We start from the raw sequence: 19,009 nt of genomic DNA on the forward strand, positions 1-19,009 counted from the left end.
CGTAATGAATGTGTGAAATGTGATATTATAACATTCTATCACTTCTGCAAGCCTAAAATTAACATGACAAGTTTAGTTTCACTGGAAAACGTCTCGGTCTCATTTGGTCAACGCCGCGTCCTCTCTGACGTGTCGCTTGAATTGAGCCCCGGAAAAATTTTAACGCTTCTCGGCCCTAACGGCGCGGGGAAGTCAACGCTTGTACGCGTGGTTTTAGGACTGGTAGCCCCTGATGAAGGGGTGATCAAGCGCAACGGGCAACTCCGTATCGGCTATGTCCCGCAAAAGCTCTATCTCGATACCACGCTTCCGCTGACGGTAAACCGATTTTTACGTTTACGTCCCGGCACGCAAAAAACGGATATTCTCCCGGCGCTTAAACGCGTTCAGGCCGGACATTTGATTGACGCGCCCATGCAAAAACTCTCCGGCGGCGAGACACAGCGCGTACTGCTGGCGCGTGCTCTGCTTAACAGGCCGCAGTTGCTGGTACTTGATGAGCCGACGCAAGGCGTGGATGTCAACGGCCAGGTCGCGTTATACGACCTTATCGATCAACTGCGTCGCGAACTCGATTGCGCCGTGTTGATGGTGTCACATGATCTACATCTGGTCATGGCAAAGACGGATGAAGTGTTATGCCTGAACCATCATATTTGCTGTTCCGGCGCGCCGGAAGTGGTGTCTATGCATCCGGAATTTATCTCTATGTTTGGCCCGCGAGGCGCGGAGCAATTAGGGATTTATCGCCATCATCATAATCATCGCCACGATTTACAGGGTCGTATTGTACTGCGCCGGGGAAATGGTCACTCATGATTGAATTATTACTGCCCGGCTGGCTGGCCGGGATGATGCTGGCCTGCGCCGCTGGTCCTTTGGGCTCATTTGTGGTCTGGCGTCGGATGTCCTATTTTGGCGATACGCTGGCTCACGCGTCGCTTCTGGGCGTGGCGTTTGGCCTGTTGCTGGACGTTAACCCCTTTTATGCGGTAATCGCCGTTACGCTGCTGCTGGCCGCCGGTCTGGTATGGCTGGAGAAACGCCCTCACCTCGCGATTGATACCTTACTGGGCATTATGGCGCACAGCGCCTTATCTTTAGGACTGGTCGTGGTCAGCCTGATGTCCAACGTCCGCGTTGATTTAATGGCTTATCTGTTTGGCGATTTGCTGGCCGTCACGCCGGAAGATCTTATCTCGATCGCTATTGGGGTCGTTATTGTGCTGGCCATTCTCTTCTGGCAGTGGCGCAACTTGCTGTCAATGACTATCAGTCCGGATCTTGCCTTTGTCGATGGCGTGAAGTTACAGCGCGTGAAGCTGCTATTGATGCTGGTAACGGCATTAACTATTGGCGTGGCGATGAAGTTTGTCGGAGCGCTGATCATTACGTCGCTGCTGATTATCCCCGCCGCAACCGCGCGTCGCTTTGCCCGTACGCCGGAGCAGATGGCGGGCGTCGCCGTTGGTGTAGGTATGATAGCGGTTACAGGTGGACTGACCTTCTCAGCCTTTTATGATACCCCGGCAGGGCCATCCGTAGTGCTGTGTGCCGCGCTGCTGTTTATCTTCAGTATGATGAAAAAGCAGGCAAGCTAAGCGTGTGTTGCCCGGTGGCGCTGCGCTTACCGGGCCTACAAAATCGCCCAGGTCTGATGAGCGCAGCGACTTCAGGCGCTAAGGCATCTCTGGCGGCGTGATCCCGAAATGGTTCCAGGCGCGCACCGTTGCCATACGCCCACGCGGCGTACGCTGCAAAAAGCCTTGCTGAATCAGATACGGCTCCAGCACATCCTCAATGGTTTCACGCTCTTCGCCAATCGCCGCCGCCAGGTTATCCAGTCCCACCGGACCACCGAAGAATTTATCAATAACCGCCAGCAGCAGCTTGCGATCCATATAGTCAAACCCTTCCGCATCGACGTTCAGCATATCCAGCGCCTGCGCGGCAATTTCCGCTGAAATAGCCCCGTCATGCTTCACCTCGGCGAAATCACGCACACGTCTGAGCAGGCGGTTGGCTATACGCGGCGTACCGCGCGCCCGACGCGCCACTTCCAGCGCGCCGTCATCACTCATCTCAAGCCCCATGTGCCTTGCGCTGCGCCCGACGATGTGCTGCAGATCGGGCACCTGGTAGAACTCCAGGCGCTGCACAATACCAAAACGGTCACGTAGCGGCGAGGTCAGCGAACCTGCTCGCGTCGTCGCGCCAATGAGCGTAAACGGCGGCAGATCGATCTTAATTGAACGTGCAGCAGGCCCTTCGCCAATCATAATATCCAACTGGTAATCTTCCATCGCCGGATAGAGTACCTCTTCCACCACCGGTGAAAGCCGGTGAATCTCATCAATAAACAGCACATCATGCGGTTCAAGATTGGTGAGCATAGCCGCCAGATCGCCTGCTTTTTCCAGCACCGGGCCGGACGTGGTTCGGAGATTGACGCCCATTTCATTGGCAACGATATTCGCCAGAGTCGTCTTACCTAACCCTGGCGGGCCGAAAATCAGCAAGTGATCTAGTGCGTCGCCACGCCGTTTTGCCGCCTGAATAAAGATCTCCATCTGGGAGCGCACCTGCGGTTGGCCGACATATTCCGCCAATAACTTCGGGCGAATGGCGCGATCGGCGACGTCTTCTGCGATCGTGGCGCCTGCTGAAATCAGGCGATCTGCTTCTATCATCCTTTACCTCATAACGCGGCGCGTAACGCGTCGCGAATCAGTGTTTCACTGCTTGCATCCGGACGGGCGATCTTGCTTACCATCCGACTGGCTTCTTGCGGTTTATAACCCAGCGCCACCAGCGCAGCAACTGCTTCTTGTTCTGCATCTTCCGAGGTTGGGCTGGCCGGCGACGTCAATACCAGATCGACCGCTGGCGTAAAGAGATCGCCATGTAGCCCTTTAAAGCGGTCTTTCATTTCGACAATCAGCCTTTCGGCGGTTTTCTTGCCGATACCCGGCAGCTTCACCAGTGCGCCAAGCTCTTCGCGCTCAACCGCATTCACAAACTGCTGCGCCGACATGCCGGAGAGGATCGCCAGCGCCAGCTTAGGCCCGACGCCATTCGTTTTAATTAGCTCTTTAAACAGCGTGCGCTCTTGCTTATTGTTGAATCCGTACAGCAACTGCGCATCTTCACGCACCACAAAGTGGGTGAAGACGATTGCCTCCTGCCCGGCCTCCGGCAGCTCGTAAAAGCAGGTCATAGGCATATGTACTTCATAGCCTACGCCCCCTGTCTCCAGCAGCACGATCGGGGGTTGTTTTTCGAGAATAATGCCTCTGAGTCTGCCTATCACATGACGCTCCTGCGTAAAGGGCTGAAAAGATAATGCACTATCATAAAAAAAGACTGGATGTTTATCCAGATGAAAAACACGTTATTCGCCTATCTCAATGACCTTCCCTTCGAATCGGTCGCGCGACACCACTGGGTGCCGCCGCGCCCCATAATATGGAGATATAATAAGTGTCTATTATAAATATAATTCAATAACATTTTCTGTAAGAATAATAAATAAAAAGTCCAGATACGCATTATCACTATAGCTTGAATTTCCTCCGGTGAAAGCACATCCTTTATAAACAATATTAATCATCTTGTTATTTAATCATTCAGGACAGAAATTCAATGTTATTGAAAAATATTGTCATAGGTACATTAATGGCTATTCCTGCGCTGGCGTCAGCTAATAGCCTCACGGAAACACGGGAAAGAATGGCCATTGAGCAACAAGCTATCGCCTATACTGTCAGCCAAAAGTGGGACAAGCTGGACGCTATGTTTCAGGAATACAATACCGGATTCCCGACAACCAGCGGCGGAACTCATAAACTGGTTATCGCATGGGGAGGGATCTATAATCTTTTTTCAGTAGATGTTTCCGACAATGGTATTTCTGGCGTGGCAAAAGAGTGGCTTAAAGCAAACCCCAAATCCACGGGTGCAAGGCTGCTGCAAGCAATGGTTTTTGATGCTAAAGCCGTGAATTTACGCGGTGAAGGTGCGGCCAGCACGGTGGACTCTGATATATGGCCGAAATATAAGAAGCTGATGATTCAGGAAAAAGAGTATCTGTTAAAGAACAAAGATATTGCCGACAAAGATGTGACCTGGTATCAGGAAATGGAAATGGTCGCACGCAATCTTGAGGATAAAGAGCTGCTCTATAGCACTTTGGAAGAAGCCAGCAAAAAATATCCCGCCTATCAAAATATTTATATCGAGGCCATGGTCGCTCGTTTGCCTAAATGGGGTGGTTCTCCGGAAGAAGTCGAAAAAATCGCCAGAATGGCCGCAGAAAAAAACAAAGATCAATCGGGACTTTCTTACTACGCTTATATCTGGAGTAATGCAATCCATTACCAACCTGAATTAATGGCTTTACTGAATAAACGTCAGATTGTCTCCTGGGACGATATGCTGCAAGGTTGGAGAGATCGCTACAAACAGTTCCCATCAACCCGCACGCTTAATAATATTCTGATAACTTCCTGCATTGCCCGCGATAAAGACTCCTTTGTGAAAGCAGATAAAATGATTCAAGGGGAAACGGAGCGGGATACCTGGCCACAAGGGTTAAATTATCGGGAATGCCAGCAGTCCTTCCAATAATTGCCAGATTACCATCACAGTTTAATGCACAGCATTAATTGAATTAAGCCGCCTCAGCCGTTATATGCAGAGGTGGTTTAATGGAAAACATCCTTCAACCTTTGGATCATGAACGAGATAAACGGTACCGTTGTTAATCACTTCCTTACCCTTTACAAGAATAATAATCAGCGATTGATGAACAGTACAAACTCGATATTTTTTTGCATTGCAACCTAACCTTTTGCACTTTCGCCTCCTGTTCCCCCTGGCGCTTAATATAACGCAGAGTCAGCCAAATATTTGCGCCAACCACTCTTGCCAGATCACACCTCAAATGCCTATTAAAAACAAAAGCAATAAGCATGAAGAGAAACACAACCAGACAATAACATAGACTCAAGAAAAATATATGGCGATACAAACAATTATATAATATGGAAAGGACAGTCCACTTATTCCCTGCATTCGTCTATTTTCCCTTTCACTTTCACCTCTGGAAAGAGGTAAAAACATTATCACTGTAAATTATAATATTCATGATGGATATTTATTGATAATAATATCTTGTCATTATGTGAGTATAATGCTAATTATCCAATAGCGTAAAATAAAGGATATTATTTTAGGTAATAATGGAACGTGAACATGAAAAAACATTATTCTGTCCACTATGAAACCGGGGATATCGTCTTTACCTGTATAGGTGCCGCGCTTTTCGGCCAGATATCCACCGCTTCACAGTGCTGGAGCAACCATGTTGGGATTATTATTGGTCATAATGGTGATGACTATCTGGTGGCGGAAAGTCGCGTCCCCCTCTCAACCGTCACCACGCTGTCACTGTTTATACAACGTTCAGCCGGACAACGTTACGCCGTTCGTCGCCTGTGCGGCGGTCTGACGGTCGAACAGAAACTCGCCATCATGGAACAGGTTCCCGCCCGGCTGAATAAGTTTTATCACACGGGGTTTAAATACGAGTCATCGCGCCAGTTCTGCTCGAAATTTGTGTTTGATATCTATAAAGAAGCATTGTGTATTCCGGTAGGCGATATTGAGACATTCGAAGAATTACTTCACAGCAATCCTGATGCGAAACTCGCCTTCTGGAAGTTCTGGTTTTTAGGTTCAATCCCGTGGGATCGTAAGACGGTGACGCCCGCCAGCCTGTGGCAACATCCCAATTTAGAATTAATTAGCGCCTGTGGAATTGAACCCCCTCAACGCGAGGCTGAGGGAGAATGATTTAGCGCAACCTTCCCCGCGCCAGATTGAGTCGGCTCTCGCTCATTTGCATCGCGTTCTGGCTAACGTGGCAATGCGTAATGGCGATAGCCAGCGCATCTGCGGCATCGGCCTGCGGGTTAGCGGGGAGCTTTAGCAACGTACGAACCATATGCTGTACCTGGCTTTTTTCCGCGCTACCAATACCGACGACGGTTTGCTTCACCTGACGCGCCGCGTATTCAAACACGGGCAGTTCCTGGTTGACCGCGGCGACAATCGCGACGCCGCGCGCCTGTCCCAGCTTGAGGGCTGAATCGGCGTTCTTCGCCATAAACACCTGTTCGATAGCGAAATAGTCCGGCTGGAACTGCGTGATGATTTCCGTCACGCCTGCGTATATGAGCTTCAAACGAGACGGCAAATCATCGACTTTGGTACGAATACATCCGCTGCCCAGATAGGTCAGTTGCCTACCTACCTGGCGGATAACGCCATAACCGGTAATGCGCGAGCCGGGGTCAATACCGAGAATAATCGACATGCTATACCCCCTGCCCGCCGGCGTTTAACAGCACCATTACAGGGTCGCCGCCACCTCATCAGAGATCTCACCGTTATGGTAGACTTCCTGAACATCGTCACAGTCTTCCAGCATATCGATCAGACGTAGCAGTTTCGGCGCGGTTTCCGCATCCATATCCGCTTTGGTTGACGGGATCATGGACACTTCGGCGCTGTCCGCTTTCAGACCCGCCGCTTCCAGCGCGTCACGCACTTTGCCCATCTCTTCCCAGGCAGTGTAAACATCAATCGCGCCATCATCATAGGTCACAACATCTTCCGCGCCAGCTTCCAGAGCAGCTTCCATGATGGTGTCTTCATCGCCTTTCTCAAAGGAGATGACCCCTTTCTTACTGAACAGGTACGCCACTGAGCCATCGGTACCCAGATTACCGCCGCACTTGCTGAAAGCATGACGCACTTCCGCTACGGTACGGTTACGGTTGTCACTCAGACACTCAATCATAATGGCCGTGCCGCCAGGACCATAACCTTCATAGATGATGGTTTCCATGTTCGAGTCTTCATCACCACCCACACCGCGAGCGATGGCACGGTTCAGAGTGTCGCGGGTCATGTTGTTGGCCAGCGCTTTATCTACAGCCGCGCGCAGACGCGGGTTGGCATCCGGATCGCCGCCGCCCAATTTAGCTGCCGTTACCAGTTCACGAATAATTTTAGTGAAGATTTTACCGCGCTTGGCATCCTGCGCAGCTTTACGATGTCTGGTGTTGGCCCATTTACTATGACCTGCCATAAATATTTCCTCAAAAAAAGCGCGCCTTTTCAGGCGACGTTAATGACAAACTCTTCAATCGCTTGCCGGTTACTCCAGGACTTGGTAAGCGCCGCCGCGTCAGGCGCATCAAGCCACTGGTACGTCAGATGTTCAGTGAATATCACCTGCCGCTCATGCGGTAACGCAAGGCAGAACCAGAATTCTGTATTGTGCATGACGCCCGGCGCATAGCGATGACGTAAATGTGAAAAAATTTCGAACTCCACCGTACGCTGGCAGTCGATTAAGGTCAGTTGCTCTGCCGCAACATCAATCGTGACCTCCTCTTTGACTTCACGTACGGCGGCCTGCAACGCGGTCTCCCCTTCTTCTATGCTGCCAGTCACTGACTGCCAAAAATCCGGGTCGTCGCGTCGCTGCAACATTAGCACCCGTTTCGTATCCTGCGCGAAAATAACCACCAAGACCGAAACGGGGCGCTTGTACACTTTATCCTTCACGCGACCTCGTTGTTGGCTGTTGGGTGACGGATGAGACTCGCCCCTGCGGGCCGCCGCGATATCACGCGAATGATGTCGTGTACATTGTTCATATCAGTTATTCTCGGCTTTCTTTACAACCTGAATCCCCAACTCCGTCAACGCTGCCTGGTTGGCGAAACTCGGCGCTTCGGTCATCAGACACGCGGCGGCGGTCGTTTTCGGGAAGGCGATAACATCACGAATATTATCGGTGCCGGTCAACAGCATGGTCAGACGGTCCAGACCAAACGCCAGGCCCGCATGCGGCGGCGTACCGTATTTCAACGCATCCAACAGGAAGCCGAACTTCTCGCGCTGCTCCTGCTCATTGATACCGAGAATACCAAATACGGTTTGCTGCATTTCACCGTTGTGAATACGCACCGAACCGCCGCCCACTTCATAGCCGTTAATCACCATATCGTAAGCGTTAGCGACGGCTTCTTCCGGCGCAGTTTTCAGTTCAGACGCCGTCATGTCACGCGGGGCGGTGAACGGATGGTGCATCGCGGTCAGACCGCCTTCGCCGTCGTCTTCGAACATCGGGAAGTCAATCACCCACAGCGGCGCCCATTTGTCTTCGTCGGTCAGGCTCAGGTCTTTGCCCAGTTTCAGACGCAGCGCGCCCAGCGCATCGGCAACCACTTTTTTGTTATCTGCGCCGAAGAAAATCATGTCGCCGTCCTGCGCGCCGGTACGTTCAAGGATAGCGTCGACGATGTCGGCGGTCAGGAACTTGGCCACCGGACTGTTAATCCCGTCCAGACCTTTCGCGCGCTCGTTAACTTTGATATACGCCAGGCCTTTCGCGCCGTAGATCTTAACAAAGTTACCATAATCGTCGATCTGCTTACGGCTAAGCTGTGCGCCGCCAGGCACACGCAGCGCTGCCACGCGGCCTTTCGGATCGTTAGCCGGGCCCGCGAAGACCGCGAACTCTACCGATTTCAGCAGGTCAGCGACATCTACCAGTTCCATCGGGTTACGCAGGTCTGGTTTGTCGGAACCGTAACGACGTTCCGCTTCGGCAAACGTCATGACCGGGAAATCCCCCAGATCCACGCCTTTCACTTCCAGCCATAAATGGCGCACCAGCGCTTCCATCACTTCGCGCACCTGTGGCGCGGTCATGAAGGAGGTCTCGACGTCGATCTGAGTAAACTCCGGCTGACGGTCAGCACGTAAGTCTTCATCACGGAAGCATTTGACTATCTGATAGTAACGATCGAAACCGGACATCATCAGGAGCTGTTTGAACAGCTGCGGCGACTGCGGCAACGCGTAGAATTTACCTTTGTGCACGCGCGAAGGCACCAGATAGTCGCGCGCGCCTTCCGGCGTGGCTTTGGTCAGCATCGGCGTTTCAATATCAAGGAAACCGTGCTCGTCCATAAAACGACGCACCAGGCTGGTAATTTTGGCGCGAGTTTTCAGGCGCTGCGCCATTTCCGGACGACGCAAATCCAGATAGCGGTACTTGAGACGCGCCTCTTCGGTATTAACGTGGTTAGCGTCAAGCGGCAGTGAGTCTGCGCGGTTGATGATAGTGAGAGAGGACGCCAGCACTTCAATTTCGCCGGTCGCCATATCCGCATTGACGTTTTTCGCGTCACGCGCACGCACGGTGCCCGTAACCTGAATGCAGAACTCATTACGCAGTTCAGAGGCCAGCTTTAACGCGTCCGCACGATCCGGATCGAAGAACACCTGCACAATACCTTCGCGGTCGCGCATATCGATAAAGATCAGGCTGCCAAGATCACGACGACGGTTGACCCAACCACACAGAGTCACCTGCTGCCCCACGTGGGACAGACGTAGCTGTCCGCAATATTCTGTACGCATGAGATATCCCTTAACTTAGCCGCAGGCGGATTGTTGCCTGCCATGCAGGCGACGAAGTCGCAGCTTTAGCTGTATGTCACAACTGGATGAAAAAAGGCGGCTATTATACTGGAAATTCTGCCGCACGATAAGAGTCAATCCAGCATGGGAGCGATAACTTGCCCGTTTCATGCGGTATCGACACTTGGTTCATACTGACTGTACCCGGGTTTTTCACGCGGGTATTGCGTATGCTCACAAAAATTAACAATATTTGTCGCCGCTTTCCTCTTTAATCGCGCTTAAGGTGTAGTGAAATCCGCTATTTTTAGGAGAGTGATTATCATGCTGAAACTCAACGCGACCACAACCGCCCTGGTGGTTATTGATTTACAGGAAGGAATTCTTCCGTTTGCCGGCGGCCCGTATACGGCAAATGAGGTGGTCGCCCGCGCCGCGCGGTTGGCGGAAAAGTGTCGCGCCAACGGCTCGCCCGTGGTTATGGTACGCGTTGGATGGTCTGATGATTATGCCGAAGCGTTAAAACAGCCGGTGGATGCCGCAACGCCTGCGCACGCGTTGCCGGAAAACTGGTGGACCTGGCCTACGGCATTGGGTAAAAAGGACAGCGATCTGGAAGTGACTAAACGCCAGTGGGGCGCGTTTTACGGCACCGACCTGGAATTACAGCTTCGCCGCCGGGGTATCGACACCATCATATTGTGCGGAATCTCAACCAATATCGGCGTCGAATCCACAGCGCGTAACGCCTGGGAGTTGGGATTTAACCTTATTATTGCCGAAGATGCCTGTAGCGCCGCCAGCAGTGAGCAGCATCAGAGCAGTATGACGCATATTTTCCCGCGCATTGGCCGGGTACGCAGCGTAGAGGATATTTTAAACGCCTTATGATCTACATTGGCTTGCCGCAATGGTCGCACCCGAAATGGGCGCGGCTCGGCATCACCAGTCTGGAAGAGTATGCCCGCCACTTTAATTGCGTGGAGGGCAACACCACGCTTTACGCGCTGCCGAAAGCGGAAATTGTCGAGCGCTGGTATGCGCAAACTACGGACGATTTCCGTTTTTGCTTTAAATTTCCCGCCACCATTTCTCACCAGGCCGCGCTGCGCCATTGCGACGATCTGGTACAGGCGTTTTTTACCCGGCTGGCGCCGCTGGAAACGCGTATTGGCCAATACTGGCTGCAGTTGCCCGCCGCCTTTGGACCGCGCGATCTCCCCGCCTTATGGCAGTTTCTTGATGCGCTCCCCGCCACGTTTACCTATGGCGTAGAAGTTCGTCATCCGTGTTTTTTTGACAAAGGTGAGGATGAACAGCGGCTCAATCGCGGGTTACACGCGCGCGGCGTAAACCGCGTGATCCTGGATAGTCGTCCGGTACATGCCGCCCATCCCCACAGCGAGGCCGTCCGCGACGCGCAGCGAAAAAAACCCAAAGTCCCGGTACATGCGGTCGTGACGGCCAGCCACCCGATGGTGCGTTTTATCGGTAGCGACAATATGGCGCAAAACCGTGAGTTTTTCGCCGCCTGGTTGCAGAAACTCCCGCAGTGGCGGCAGACCACCACGCCTTTTCTGTTTTTACATACTCCGGATATCGCGCAGGCGCCGGAACTGGTAAATACACTTTGGCATGATTTACGCAGCGTCTTACCGGAAATCGGCACTGCTCCGTCCATTCCACAGCAATCTTCTCTTTTCTGAAAATGCCCCCTATCATAGACAGTGCCATCAGCCATTTTAAAAGGGAGTTTGTATGGTAAGCGCGCTGTATGCCGTTTTGGGTGCGTTATTATTAATGAAGTTCTCTTTTAATGTCGTTCGCTTGCGAATGCAGTACCGTGTCGCCTATGGCGACGGCGGTTTTAGCGAATTACAAAGCGCCATCCGTATTCATGGCAACGCGGTGGAATATATTCCTGTCGCGCTGGTGCTGCTGCTGTTTATGGAAATGAACGGCGCCGAAACGTGGATGGTGCATATCTGCGGCATCATTTTAATCGCCGGTCGGCTGATGCATTATTACGGTTTTCACCACCGCCTGTTCCGCTGGCGGCGGGCGGGGATGAGCGCGACCTGGTGCGCATTGTTGCTGATGGTGCTGGCAAACCTGTGGTATATGCCCTGGGAGTTGGTTTTCTCCCTGTATTAGCGCACAATATGCGCCTTTATTTTTCCCGGATGTATACGTTATGTCTCACCGCGACACGCTTTTTTCTGCGCCTATCGCCCGTCTCGGCGACTGGACTTTTGATGAACGAGTAGCCGAAGTTTTCCCCGACATGATTCAGCGTTCGGTACCAGGCTACTCCAACATCATCTCCATGATCGGCATGTTAGCTGAACGCTTTGTGCAGCCGAACACGCAGGTCTACGATCTGGGCTGCTCGCTGGGCGCCGCGACGCTGTCTGTTCGGCGTAATATCCGCCATGAGCATTGTCGCATTATCGCCGTCGATAACTCCCCGGCCATGATTGAACGCTGCCGCCGTCATATTGATGCGTATAAAGCGCCTACGCCGGTTGAAGTCGTTGAAGGCGATATCCGCGATATCACTATTGAAAACGCCTCGATGGTGGTGCTGAATTTTACCCTGCAATTCCTTGAACCTGCCGAACGCCAGGCATTGCTGGATAAGATTTACCTGGGGTTGAATCCCGGCGGCGCGCTGGTACTGTCGGAAAAATTTAGCTTTGAAGATGCGAAAGTGGGCGAGCTGTTATTCAACATGCACCACGATTTTAAACGCGCGAATGGGTACAGCGAACTGGAGATCAGCCAGAAGCGCAGTATGCTGGAAAACGTGATGCTCACCGACTCGGTGGAAACACATAAAGCGCGCCTGCGTCAGGCGGGTTTCGAACACAGTGAACTGTGGTTCCAGTGCTTTAATTTCGGGTCGCTTGTCGCGTTAAAAGCCGGAGTTGCCGCATGATCGAGTTTGGTAACTTTTATCAGCTCATTGCTAAAAATCACCTCTCCCACTGGCTGGAAACATTGCCCGCGCAGATTGCCGCCTGGCAACGCGAGCAGCAGCATGGCTTGTTTAAACAGTGGTCGAACGCGGTAGAATTTTTACCGGAAATTACGCCCTGGCGGCTGGATTTACTGCACAGCGTCACGGCGGAAAGCGAAACGCCGCTCAGCGAAGGTCAGCTAAAGCGTATTGATACATTGCTGCGTAATCTGATGCCGTGGCGTAAAGGCCCGTTCTCGCTTTATGGCGTAGATATTGATACCGAATGGCGCTCCGACTGGAAGTGGGATCGCGTACTGCCGCATCTGTCAGATTTAACCGGCCGGACGATCCTTGATGTCGGCTGCGGCAGCGGCTATCACCTGTGGCGGATGATTGGCGCGGGCGCACATCTGGCGGTCGGCATCGATCCTACGCAGCTTTTCCTCTGCCAGTTTGAGGCGGTGCGTAAACTGTTGGGTAACGATCAGCGCGCGCATCTGCTGCCGTTGGGCATTGAACAACTCCCGGCGCTGAAAGCATTTGATACCGTCTTCTCGATGGGAGTGCTTTATCACCGTCGCTCGCCGCTGGAGCATCTGTGGCAGTTAAAAGATCAGTTGGTCAACGAGGGTGAACTGGTACTGGAAACGCTGGTCGTCGACGGCGACGAAAATACCGTTTTGGTGCCGGGTGACCGCTACGCGCAGATGCGTAACGTCTATTTTATTCCTTCCGCGCCGGCATTAAAAAAATGGCTGGAAAAATGCGGCTTTATTGACGTTCGTATCGCCGATGTCTGCGTCACTACCACCGAAGAGCAGCGCCGTACCGAATGGATGGTTACCGAGTCGCTGGCCGATTTCCTCGACCCGAACGATCGCAGCAAGACGGTGGAAGGCTATCCCGCCCCGCAGCGCGCGGTGCTGATTGCGCGTAAACCGTGATGGATTGCCGAATGACCGTTACGTATAGCACCGTTTCTCCAAAATAGTTCAAGTTGCAGCAAGGCGGCAACGCAGCAAATCCCCGGGAACGTAGGTAGCTACGTGACCGGGGTGCGCGAGGCGGCCAACGCTGCTGCGGCTTGAAATATGAAGGAGAAAAAAAGGCCCCTGTTGAATTGGCAGGGGCCTGGTACGAGCAAGCATCATATTGGGCGACATGATGCAACGGTAAAAATCATTTGGCCTGATGGCGAACAATGATTCCTTTCATTTCAGCGACCGCCGCACCCTCTACCCTATAGCGAGAATACTCGTCCGCCTGTATATCGGCAGACATCGATAACCCCTGATTGCGATAGCGCATCGGCGAAGGCAGTAAGACTCCGGCGGAACTGTGTACTTCCCGTACTCCGGCATCGAGGAAATTCTGCAGGTTATTTGCACGAACCCCCGCACCAGCCATAATGGTTGGAGCATCCCCCTGGGCAATAAGTTCCATAATTATTGATAAACCTTGCGCCGCATCGGCTTTTTGCCCGGAAGTCAGTACTCTTGCTACGCCTGCGTCAGCCAGATTCTTTAGCGCATTGAAGGGATTAGCGCACATATCGAAGGCGCGGTGGAATGTCACCGCCAGCGGCCCGGCCGCCGCCATTATTTTTTCCATTCGCGACATATCGACATCCCCATCAACGGTCAACACGCCAGTAACCAGCCCGGGAAACCCCAACTCTCTGACGAGGCGGATATCTTCCAGCATGGCGGCAAATTCGCCGTCAGTGTAGTAAAAATCCCCGCCGCGAGGACGAATAATCGGATGTACGGGAATCGTAATATGCTCGCGTACGCTGCGTAAGACGCCGAAAGAAGGCGTAAGCCCCCCTTCTTTCGGCGCGGCGCACAGTTCGATACGATCCGCGCCGTTTCGCTGCGCGGTGAGCGCGCATTCCATGCTGTAACAACAGATCTCAAGTAACGCCATATTCACTCCGCTCGGCAGGTTAATGGGCCGCCTGTTCGCTGGCGACAATCGCTTCAATCGACCATGGATGAAATTTTACCGTGACGCGGCCATCGGTCACAGCCAGCGTAGGGTTTGGCAAACGTTCATGCTCGCCCTGTGGCGAACTGGTTTTAACCACGATCCCCGGCTGACTAAGCCCCTCATCCGACAACAACGCCAGCGCCCTCGCGTTCAAGGTCTCCGGCTCGCCGGGCAGCACGATTTCAATATGCTCCCACCCTTCGTGTGGATAGCGTTTTTCTCCCGGCCACGGTAATTCAATAACAGAAAACCGCCAGTGTTCCACACATACCGGTTCATGCAGTTTAAACAGACAAATCGGCCTGCCGTTGATGATATTTTCCGACAGTAGCTCGCCGCATTGTTCAAAACCGCGACGCCAACGCTCCGCCGTCGTATTCTGGTGACAGCGCAATGAAATGTGATCGGCCTCAAGGGCGCTAATCTGCAGACCAAGGCGAGTGGAAAGTTCTCTGAACGCCAGAGTGAATCGCGGTAAATCTGCGGAAATATCATGCAGTTCATCAATGTGTTGCCAGTTCGCCATATCAGGACGCTCTTCTTGCTGTGAAAACCGCTAATTTACGCTGTTGCGCCCCGGCAACCAACCTTTGATTTGGTTGGGCGTTTATTGAATGCTTATGCAGATTATTGTTGCGTATATTTCAGGCGACGCGCCGCGCGCGCAATGCTGACGCCAACGGGCATTTGCAGTATACTCCCGCCCTAATTCTTAAACTGGCGCGGGCAATACAGTCCGCTTCATAAACGTAAGGTATTCCGGTGAATATTCAGGCTCTTCTCTCAGAAAAAGTTAGTCAGGCCATGATTGCTGCAGGCGCGCCTGCAGATTGCGAGCCCCAGGTTCGTCAGTCAGCCAAAGTTCAGTTCGGCGACTATCAGGCCAACGGCATGATGGCAGTTGCGAAAAAACTGGGTATGGCCCCCCGACAACTTGCAGAGCAGGTGCTGACTCATCTGGATCTCAGCGGCATCGCCAGCAAGGTTGAAATCGCCGGCCCTGGCTTTATCAATATTTTCCTCGAACCGGCTTTTCTCGCTGAACAGGTGCAGCAGGCGCTGGCCTCCGAACGTCTGGGCGTTTCTCAGCCGACTCGTCAGACGATTGTCGTCGACTACTCCGCGCCCAACGTCGCGAAAGAGATGCACGTCGGTCATCTACGCTCCACGATTATCGGCGATGCGGCAGTACGCACGCTGGAGTTTCTGGGCCATCATGTTATTCGCGCTAACCACGTCGGCGACTGGGGCACCCAGTTCGGTATGCTTATCGCCTGGCTGGAAAAACAGCAGCAGGAAAACGCGGGCGACATGGCGCTGGCGGATCTCGAAGGATTCTACCGCGATGCGAAAAAGCATTATGACGAAGATGAAGCGTTTGCCGAGCGCGCGCGTAACTACGTCGTCAAATTGCAGAGCGGTGATGCCTATTTCCGTGAGATGTGGCGTAAGCTGGTTGATATCACGATGACGCAAAACCAGATCACCTATGATCGTCTGAACGTCACTCTGACGCGTGACGATGTGATGGGCGAAAGTCTGTATAATCCGATGCTGCCGGGCATCGTCGCCGATCTGAAAGCCAAAGGCCTGGCGGTTGAAAGCGAAGGCGCAACGGTGGTTTTCCTTGATGAGTTTAAAAACAAGGAAGGCGACCCGATGGGCGTCATTATTCAGAAGAAAGATGGCGGTTATCTGTATACCACTACCGATATCGCCTGCGCCAAATACCGTTACGAAACGCTGCACGCCGACCGCGTGCTCTACTACATTGACTCCCGTCAGCACCAGCACCTGATGCAAGCCTGGACCATTGTGCGCAAAGCCGGTTATGTACCGGATTCCGTTCCGCTGGAACACCACATGTTCGGCATGATGCTGGGTAAAGACGGTAAACCGTTTAAAACTCGCGCGGGCGGTACGGTGAAGCTGGCGGACCTGCTGGATGAGGCGCTGGAGCGCGCGCGTCGTCTGGTGGCGGAGAAGAACCCGGATATGCCGGCTGACGAGCTGGAAAAACTGGCTAACGCCGTCGGTATTGGCGCGGTGAAATACGCCGATCTGTCAAAAAACCGCACCACTGACTATATCTTCGACTGGGATAATATGTTGGCTTTCGAAGGCAATACCGCACCTTATATGCAGTATGCCTATACGCGTGTGCTGTCTGTTTTCCGTAAAGCGGACATCGACGAGCAGGCGCTGGCGAGCGCGCCGGTTATCATTAGCGAAGATCGCGAAGCGCAGCTCGCTGCCCGTCTGCTGCAGTTTGAAGAAACCCTGACGGTGGTCGCGCGTGAAGGTACGCCGCACGTCATGTGCGCGTATCTGTATGACGTCGCCGGGCTGTTCTCCGGCTTCTACGAGCACTGCCCTATTCTCAGCGCCGAGAATGACGCGGTTCGCAATAGCCGCCTAAAACTGGCGCAACTGACGGCGAAGACGCTGAAACTGGGTCTGGATACGTTGGGTATCGAAACCGTAGAACGCATGTAAACGCGCCGTCGTTAACATCATCAGGCCTGACTCCGGGTAACGGACTCAGGCCTTTTTATTGCCACTGCGGTATATCTGTAACAAATCACAAGGAATGACACATTTCTATAGAGAGATGGAACATCTTTTACCTGTGCTGGCGCTGACCGCCCCGTATCATTAGGCGGCGGATTGTTCAGGTACAGGTAATGACTTTTAAAGACTTTGATGCGGAAGAGAAACTCTTCCTGAGACGTGTGATTGTGGCGTTTGGTGTAGTGGTTGTCTGCTTTGGTATCCTGATCTTCAACCTCTATAACTTGCAAATCCGCCAGCACCACTACTACACCACCCGTTCGAATGAGAACGATATCAAGATGCTACCCGTCGCGCCCACGCGCGGCATCATTTACGATCGCAACGGCATTCCGCTGGTGCGTAACGTAACCTGGTATGATATCGCGGTTACGCCCTATAAAATTGCCGATATGGATGCGCTGCTAAAACAGCTCACCCCTATTGTTGATCTCTCCCCCGATGATATCGCCGACTTTCGCCATGCGCTAAAATCCAGTAGCCGCTATCGTCCGGTGGTGCTCAAAAACGCGCTAACGGATGTTGAAATCGCACGCTTTGCGGTCAATCAGTTTCATTTCAACGGCGTCACGATCAATAGCTATCAGGATCGGCAGTATCCTTACGGCGCGGAGCTGGCGCATGTTCTCGGTTACGTGTCAAAGATAAACGATAACGACCTTAAAGCGCTGGATAAAAAAGGGCTGGCAGAGAATTACGCGGCGGACCATAACATCGGTAAACAGGGGATTGAGCGTTACTACGAAAACGATCTTCATGGCAAAACCGGTTATCAGGAGGTCGAGGTGGATAATCACGGGCGTATTGTCCGCCTGCTGAAAGACGTTCCTCCCATCGCGGGTAAGAACATTCACCTGACGCTGGATCTCCATTTACAAGAGTACATTGAAAGTTTGCTGGCCGGGCAGCGTGCTGCCGTACTGGTTGAAGATCCGCACGATGGTTCAGTGCTGGCGATGGTATCTATGCCCAGCTACGACCCGAACCCCTTTGTAAAAGGCATTAGCTATCAGGATTACGGCAAACTGCTGCACGATAAAAATCTGCCGCTGATCAACCGCGTGACGCAAGGGCTTTATCCCCCGGCGTCAACGGTTAAACCCTATATGGCGATGTCCGCGCTGTTAAGCGGGATTATTACGCCGCAAACCACCTTCTTTGGCGCGCCAACCTGGACGCTTCCCGGCACGCAGCGTCATTACCGGGACTGGAAAAAAACCGGACACGGTATGCTGGATGTCACTAAAGCGATTGAGGAATCTGCGGATACCTTTTTCTATCAGGTCGCTTATATGATGGGTATTGACCGTATCGACACGATGTTGTCTCAGTTCGGCTATGGCAAACCGACGGGTATCGACCTTAATGAAGAGTATGACGGGCTGCTTCCCAGCCGCGCATGGAAACAGCGGGTCCATAAAAAAGCCTGGTATCAGGGCGATACCATCTCTGTCGGCATCGGCCAGGGTTACTGGATTGCCACCCCCATCCAGATGGTAAAAGCGATGGTGGCGCTCATCAACAACGGTAAGGTGATTGCCCCTCACCTGTTACTCAATGAAGAGAGCGGCAAAACGGTGGTTCCGTATCGCCCTTCAGGAACACCGGCACAGATAGCCGATCCGGCGTCGCCATACTGGGGACTGGTGCGTCAGGCGATGTACGGCATGGCGAATGCACCCAACGGAACGGGCTATAAGTTCTTTCACACCGCGCCCTACGGCATTGCGGCCAAAAGCGGCACGTCGCAGGTGTTTAGCCTGAAAGAAAATCAGACCTACAATGCGAAAATGATCCCCATTCGCCTGCGCGATCATGTGTTTTATACCGCTTTTGCACCGTATAAAAACCCTAAGGTCGCTATTGCCTTGATTCTGGAAAACGGCGGAAGCGACGGCGTTACCGCCGCGCCCATCATGCGAAAAATCCTTGACCACCTGTTTGATCCACAGGCTGATACCACACAGTCGGGTCAGGCGCCATAGT

The 19,009-nt window shown here is 52.8% G+C and carries 19 protein-coding genes; 11 read left to right on the forward strand and 8 right to left on the reverse strand.

Going from position 1 to position 19,009, the window contains the following annotated elements:
* Positions 1-63 precede the first annotated feature (63 nt).
* Complete coding sequence (znuC, locus tag ACH0WD_RS08685) at positions 64-819, forward strand: zinc ABC transporter ATP-binding protein ZnuC (RefSeq protein WP_000203023.1); 756 nt, start codon at positions 64-66, stop codon at positions 817-819.
* On the forward strand, positions 816-1,601 hold the full coding sequence (gene znuB, locus ACH0WD_RS08690) for a zinc ABC transporter permease subunit ZnuB (RefSeq protein ID WP_000571508.1): 786 nt from the start codon (positions 816-818) through the stop codon (positions 1,599-1,601). The genes znuC and znuB overlap by 4 nt, the downstream gene beginning before the upstream one ends.
* Positions 1,602-1,679: 78 nt before the next feature.
* On the opposite strand, the gene ruvB is transcribed toward znuB, so the two are convergent.
* Both ruvB and ruvA read right to left on the reverse strand, forming a co-directional pair.
* Positions 1,680-2,690: a Holliday junction branch migration DNA helicase RuvB gene (ruvB, locus tag ACH0WD_RS08695; RefSeq protein ID WP_000568508.1), complete on the reverse strand. Its 1,011-nt coding sequence runs from the start codon at positions 2,688-2,690 to the stop codon at positions 1,680-1,682.
* Positions 2,691-2,698: 8 nt separating this feature from the next.
* Positions 2,699-3,310, reverse strand: coding sequence for a Holliday junction branch migration protein RuvA (gene ruvA, locus ACH0WD_RS08700; protein ID WP_000580335.1), 612 nt, complete (start codon positions 3,308-3,310; stop codon positions 2,699-2,701).
* Between the two features lie 419 nt (positions 3,311-3,729).
* On the opposite strand from ruvA, the gene ACH0WD_RS08705 reads away from it, so the two are divergent.
* Together ACH0WD_RS08705 and ACH0WD_RS08710 are read left to right on the forward strand one after the other, a co-directional pair.
* Entirely contained in the window at positions 3,730-4,626 is an 897-nt protein-coding gene (locus ACH0WD_RS08705; protein ID WP_001597478.1) for a DUF4034 domain-containing protein, read from the forward strand.
* A gap of 627 nt (positions 4,627-5,253) precedes the next feature.
* Entirely contained in the window at positions 5,254-5,853 is a 600-nt protein-coding gene (locus tag ACH0WD_RS08710) for a YebB family permuted papain-like enzyme (protein WP_000716743.1), read from the forward strand.
* A 1-nt stretch (position 5,854) separates the two neighbouring features.
* Here the strand turns inward: ACH0WD_RS08710 and ruvC are convergent, their stop codons facing one another.
* The 4 genes from ruvC to aspS form a co-directional block, all read right to left on the reverse strand.
* A complete protein-coding gene (ruvC, locus tag ACH0WD_RS08715) occupies positions 5,855-6,376 on the reverse strand; it encodes a crossover junction endodeoxyribonuclease RuvC (protein WP_000022509.1) in 522 nt (173 codons plus the stop codon).
* Between the two features lie 36 nt (positions 6,377-6,412).
* Positions 6,413-7,153, reverse strand: coding sequence for a YebC/PmpR family DNA-binding transcriptional regulator (locus tag ACH0WD_RS08720; RefSeq protein WP_000907242.1), 741 nt, complete (start codon positions 7,151-7,153; stop codon positions 6,413-6,415).
* 29 nt (positions 7,154-7,182) lie between these two features.
* Positions 7,183-7,635, reverse strand: coding sequence for a dihydroneopterin triphosphate diphosphatase (gene nudB / locus ACH0WD_RS08725; protein ID WP_000653693.1), 453 nt, complete (start codon positions 7,633-7,635; stop codon positions 7,183-7,185).
* A 93-nt stretch (positions 7,636-7,728) separates the two neighbouring features.
* Positions 7,729-9,501: an aspartate--tRNA ligase gene (gene aspS / locus ACH0WD_RS08730; protein WP_001258637.1), complete on the reverse strand. Its 1,773-nt coding sequence runs from the start codon at positions 9,499-9,501 to the stop codon at positions 7,729-7,731.
* Between the two features lie 324 nt (positions 9,502-9,825).
* Between aspS and ACH0WD_RS08735 the strand changes: the two genes are divergently transcribed.
* From ACH0WD_RS08735 to cmoB, 5 genes are read left to right on the forward strand one after another with little or no spacing between them, the layout of a single operon-like run.
* Positions 9,826-10,392: a hydrolase gene (locus tag ACH0WD_RS08735; protein ID WP_000916144.1), complete on the forward strand. Its 567-nt coding sequence runs from the start codon at positions 9,826-9,828 to the stop codon at positions 10,390-10,392.
* The gene (locus tag ACH0WD_RS08740) at positions 10,389-11,207 is read left to right on the forward strand and encodes a DUF72 domain-containing protein (RefSeq protein ID WP_000639238.1); all 819 of its coding nucleotides are present in this window, start codon (positions 10,389-10,391) and stop codon (positions 11,205-11,207) included. Before ACH0WD_RS08735 ends, ACH0WD_RS08740 begins: the two co-directional genes overlap by 4 nt.
* 52 nt (positions 11,208-11,259) lie before the next feature.
* Positions 11,260-11,655 carry an MAPEG family protein gene (locus ACH0WD_RS08745; RefSeq protein ID WP_000252975.1) on the forward strand — a complete coding sequence of 132 codons (396 nt, stop codon included), beginning with the start codon at positions 11,260-11,262 and terminating at the stop codon, positions 11,653-11,655.
* A 40-nt stretch (positions 11,656-11,695) separates the two neighbouring features.
* A complete protein-coding gene (gene cmoA, locus ACH0WD_RS08750) occupies positions 11,696-12,439 on the forward strand; it encodes a carboxy-S-adenosyl-L-methionine synthase CmoA (RefSeq protein ID WP_000019609.1) in 744 nt (247 codons plus the stop codon).
* Entirely contained in the window at positions 12,436-13,407 is a 972-nt protein-coding gene (gene cmoB / locus ACH0WD_RS08755) for a tRNA 5-methoxyuridine(34)/uridine 5-oxyacetic acid(34) synthase CmoB (RefSeq protein WP_000569026.1), read from the forward strand. The genes cmoA and cmoB overlap by 4 nt, the downstream gene beginning before the upstream one ends.
* A 235-nt stretch (positions 13,408-13,642) precedes the next feature.
* Here cmoB and cutC read toward each other — a convergent pair whose 3' ends face one another.
* Together cutC and ACH0WD_RS08765 are read right to left on the reverse strand one after the other, a co-directional pair.
* Positions 13,643-14,389: a copper homeostasis protein CutC gene (cutC, locus tag ACH0WD_RS08760; protein WP_001185770.1), complete on the reverse strand. Its 747-nt coding sequence runs from the start codon at positions 14,387-14,389 to the stop codon at positions 13,643-13,645.
* Positions 14,390-14,408: 19 nt separating this feature from the next.
* A complete protein-coding gene (locus ACH0WD_RS08765) occupies positions 14,409-14,978 on the reverse strand; it encodes a VOC family protein (RefSeq protein ID WP_000024796.1) in 570 nt (189 codons plus the stop codon).
* 236 nt (positions 14,979-15,214) lie between these two features.
* Here ACH0WD_RS08765 and argS point away from each other — a divergent pair, with 236 nt between their 5' ends.
* Together argS and mrdA are read left to right on the forward strand one after the other, a co-directional pair.
* Positions 15,215-16,948 (forward strand): arginine--tRNA ligase, encoded by a 1,734-nt coding sequence (gene argS, locus ACH0WD_RS08770; protein WP_001025363.1) that lies wholly within the window; start codon positions 15,215-15,217, stop codon positions 16,946-16,948.
* Positions 16,949-17,136: 188 nt separating this feature from the next.
* A complete protein-coding gene (mrdA, locus tag ACH0WD_RS08775; RefSeq protein ID WP_000142859.1) occupies positions 17,137-19,008 on the forward strand; it encodes a penicillin-binding protein 2 in 1,872 nt (623 codons plus the stop codon).
* Position 19,009: the final 1 nt, after the last annotated feature.

Source organism: Salmonella sp. 2020_1395, from assembly GCF_043848115.1.
Taxonomy (GTDB): Bacteria; Pseudomonadota; Gammaproteobacteria; order Enterobacterales; family Enterobacteriaceae; genus Salmonella; species Salmonella enterica.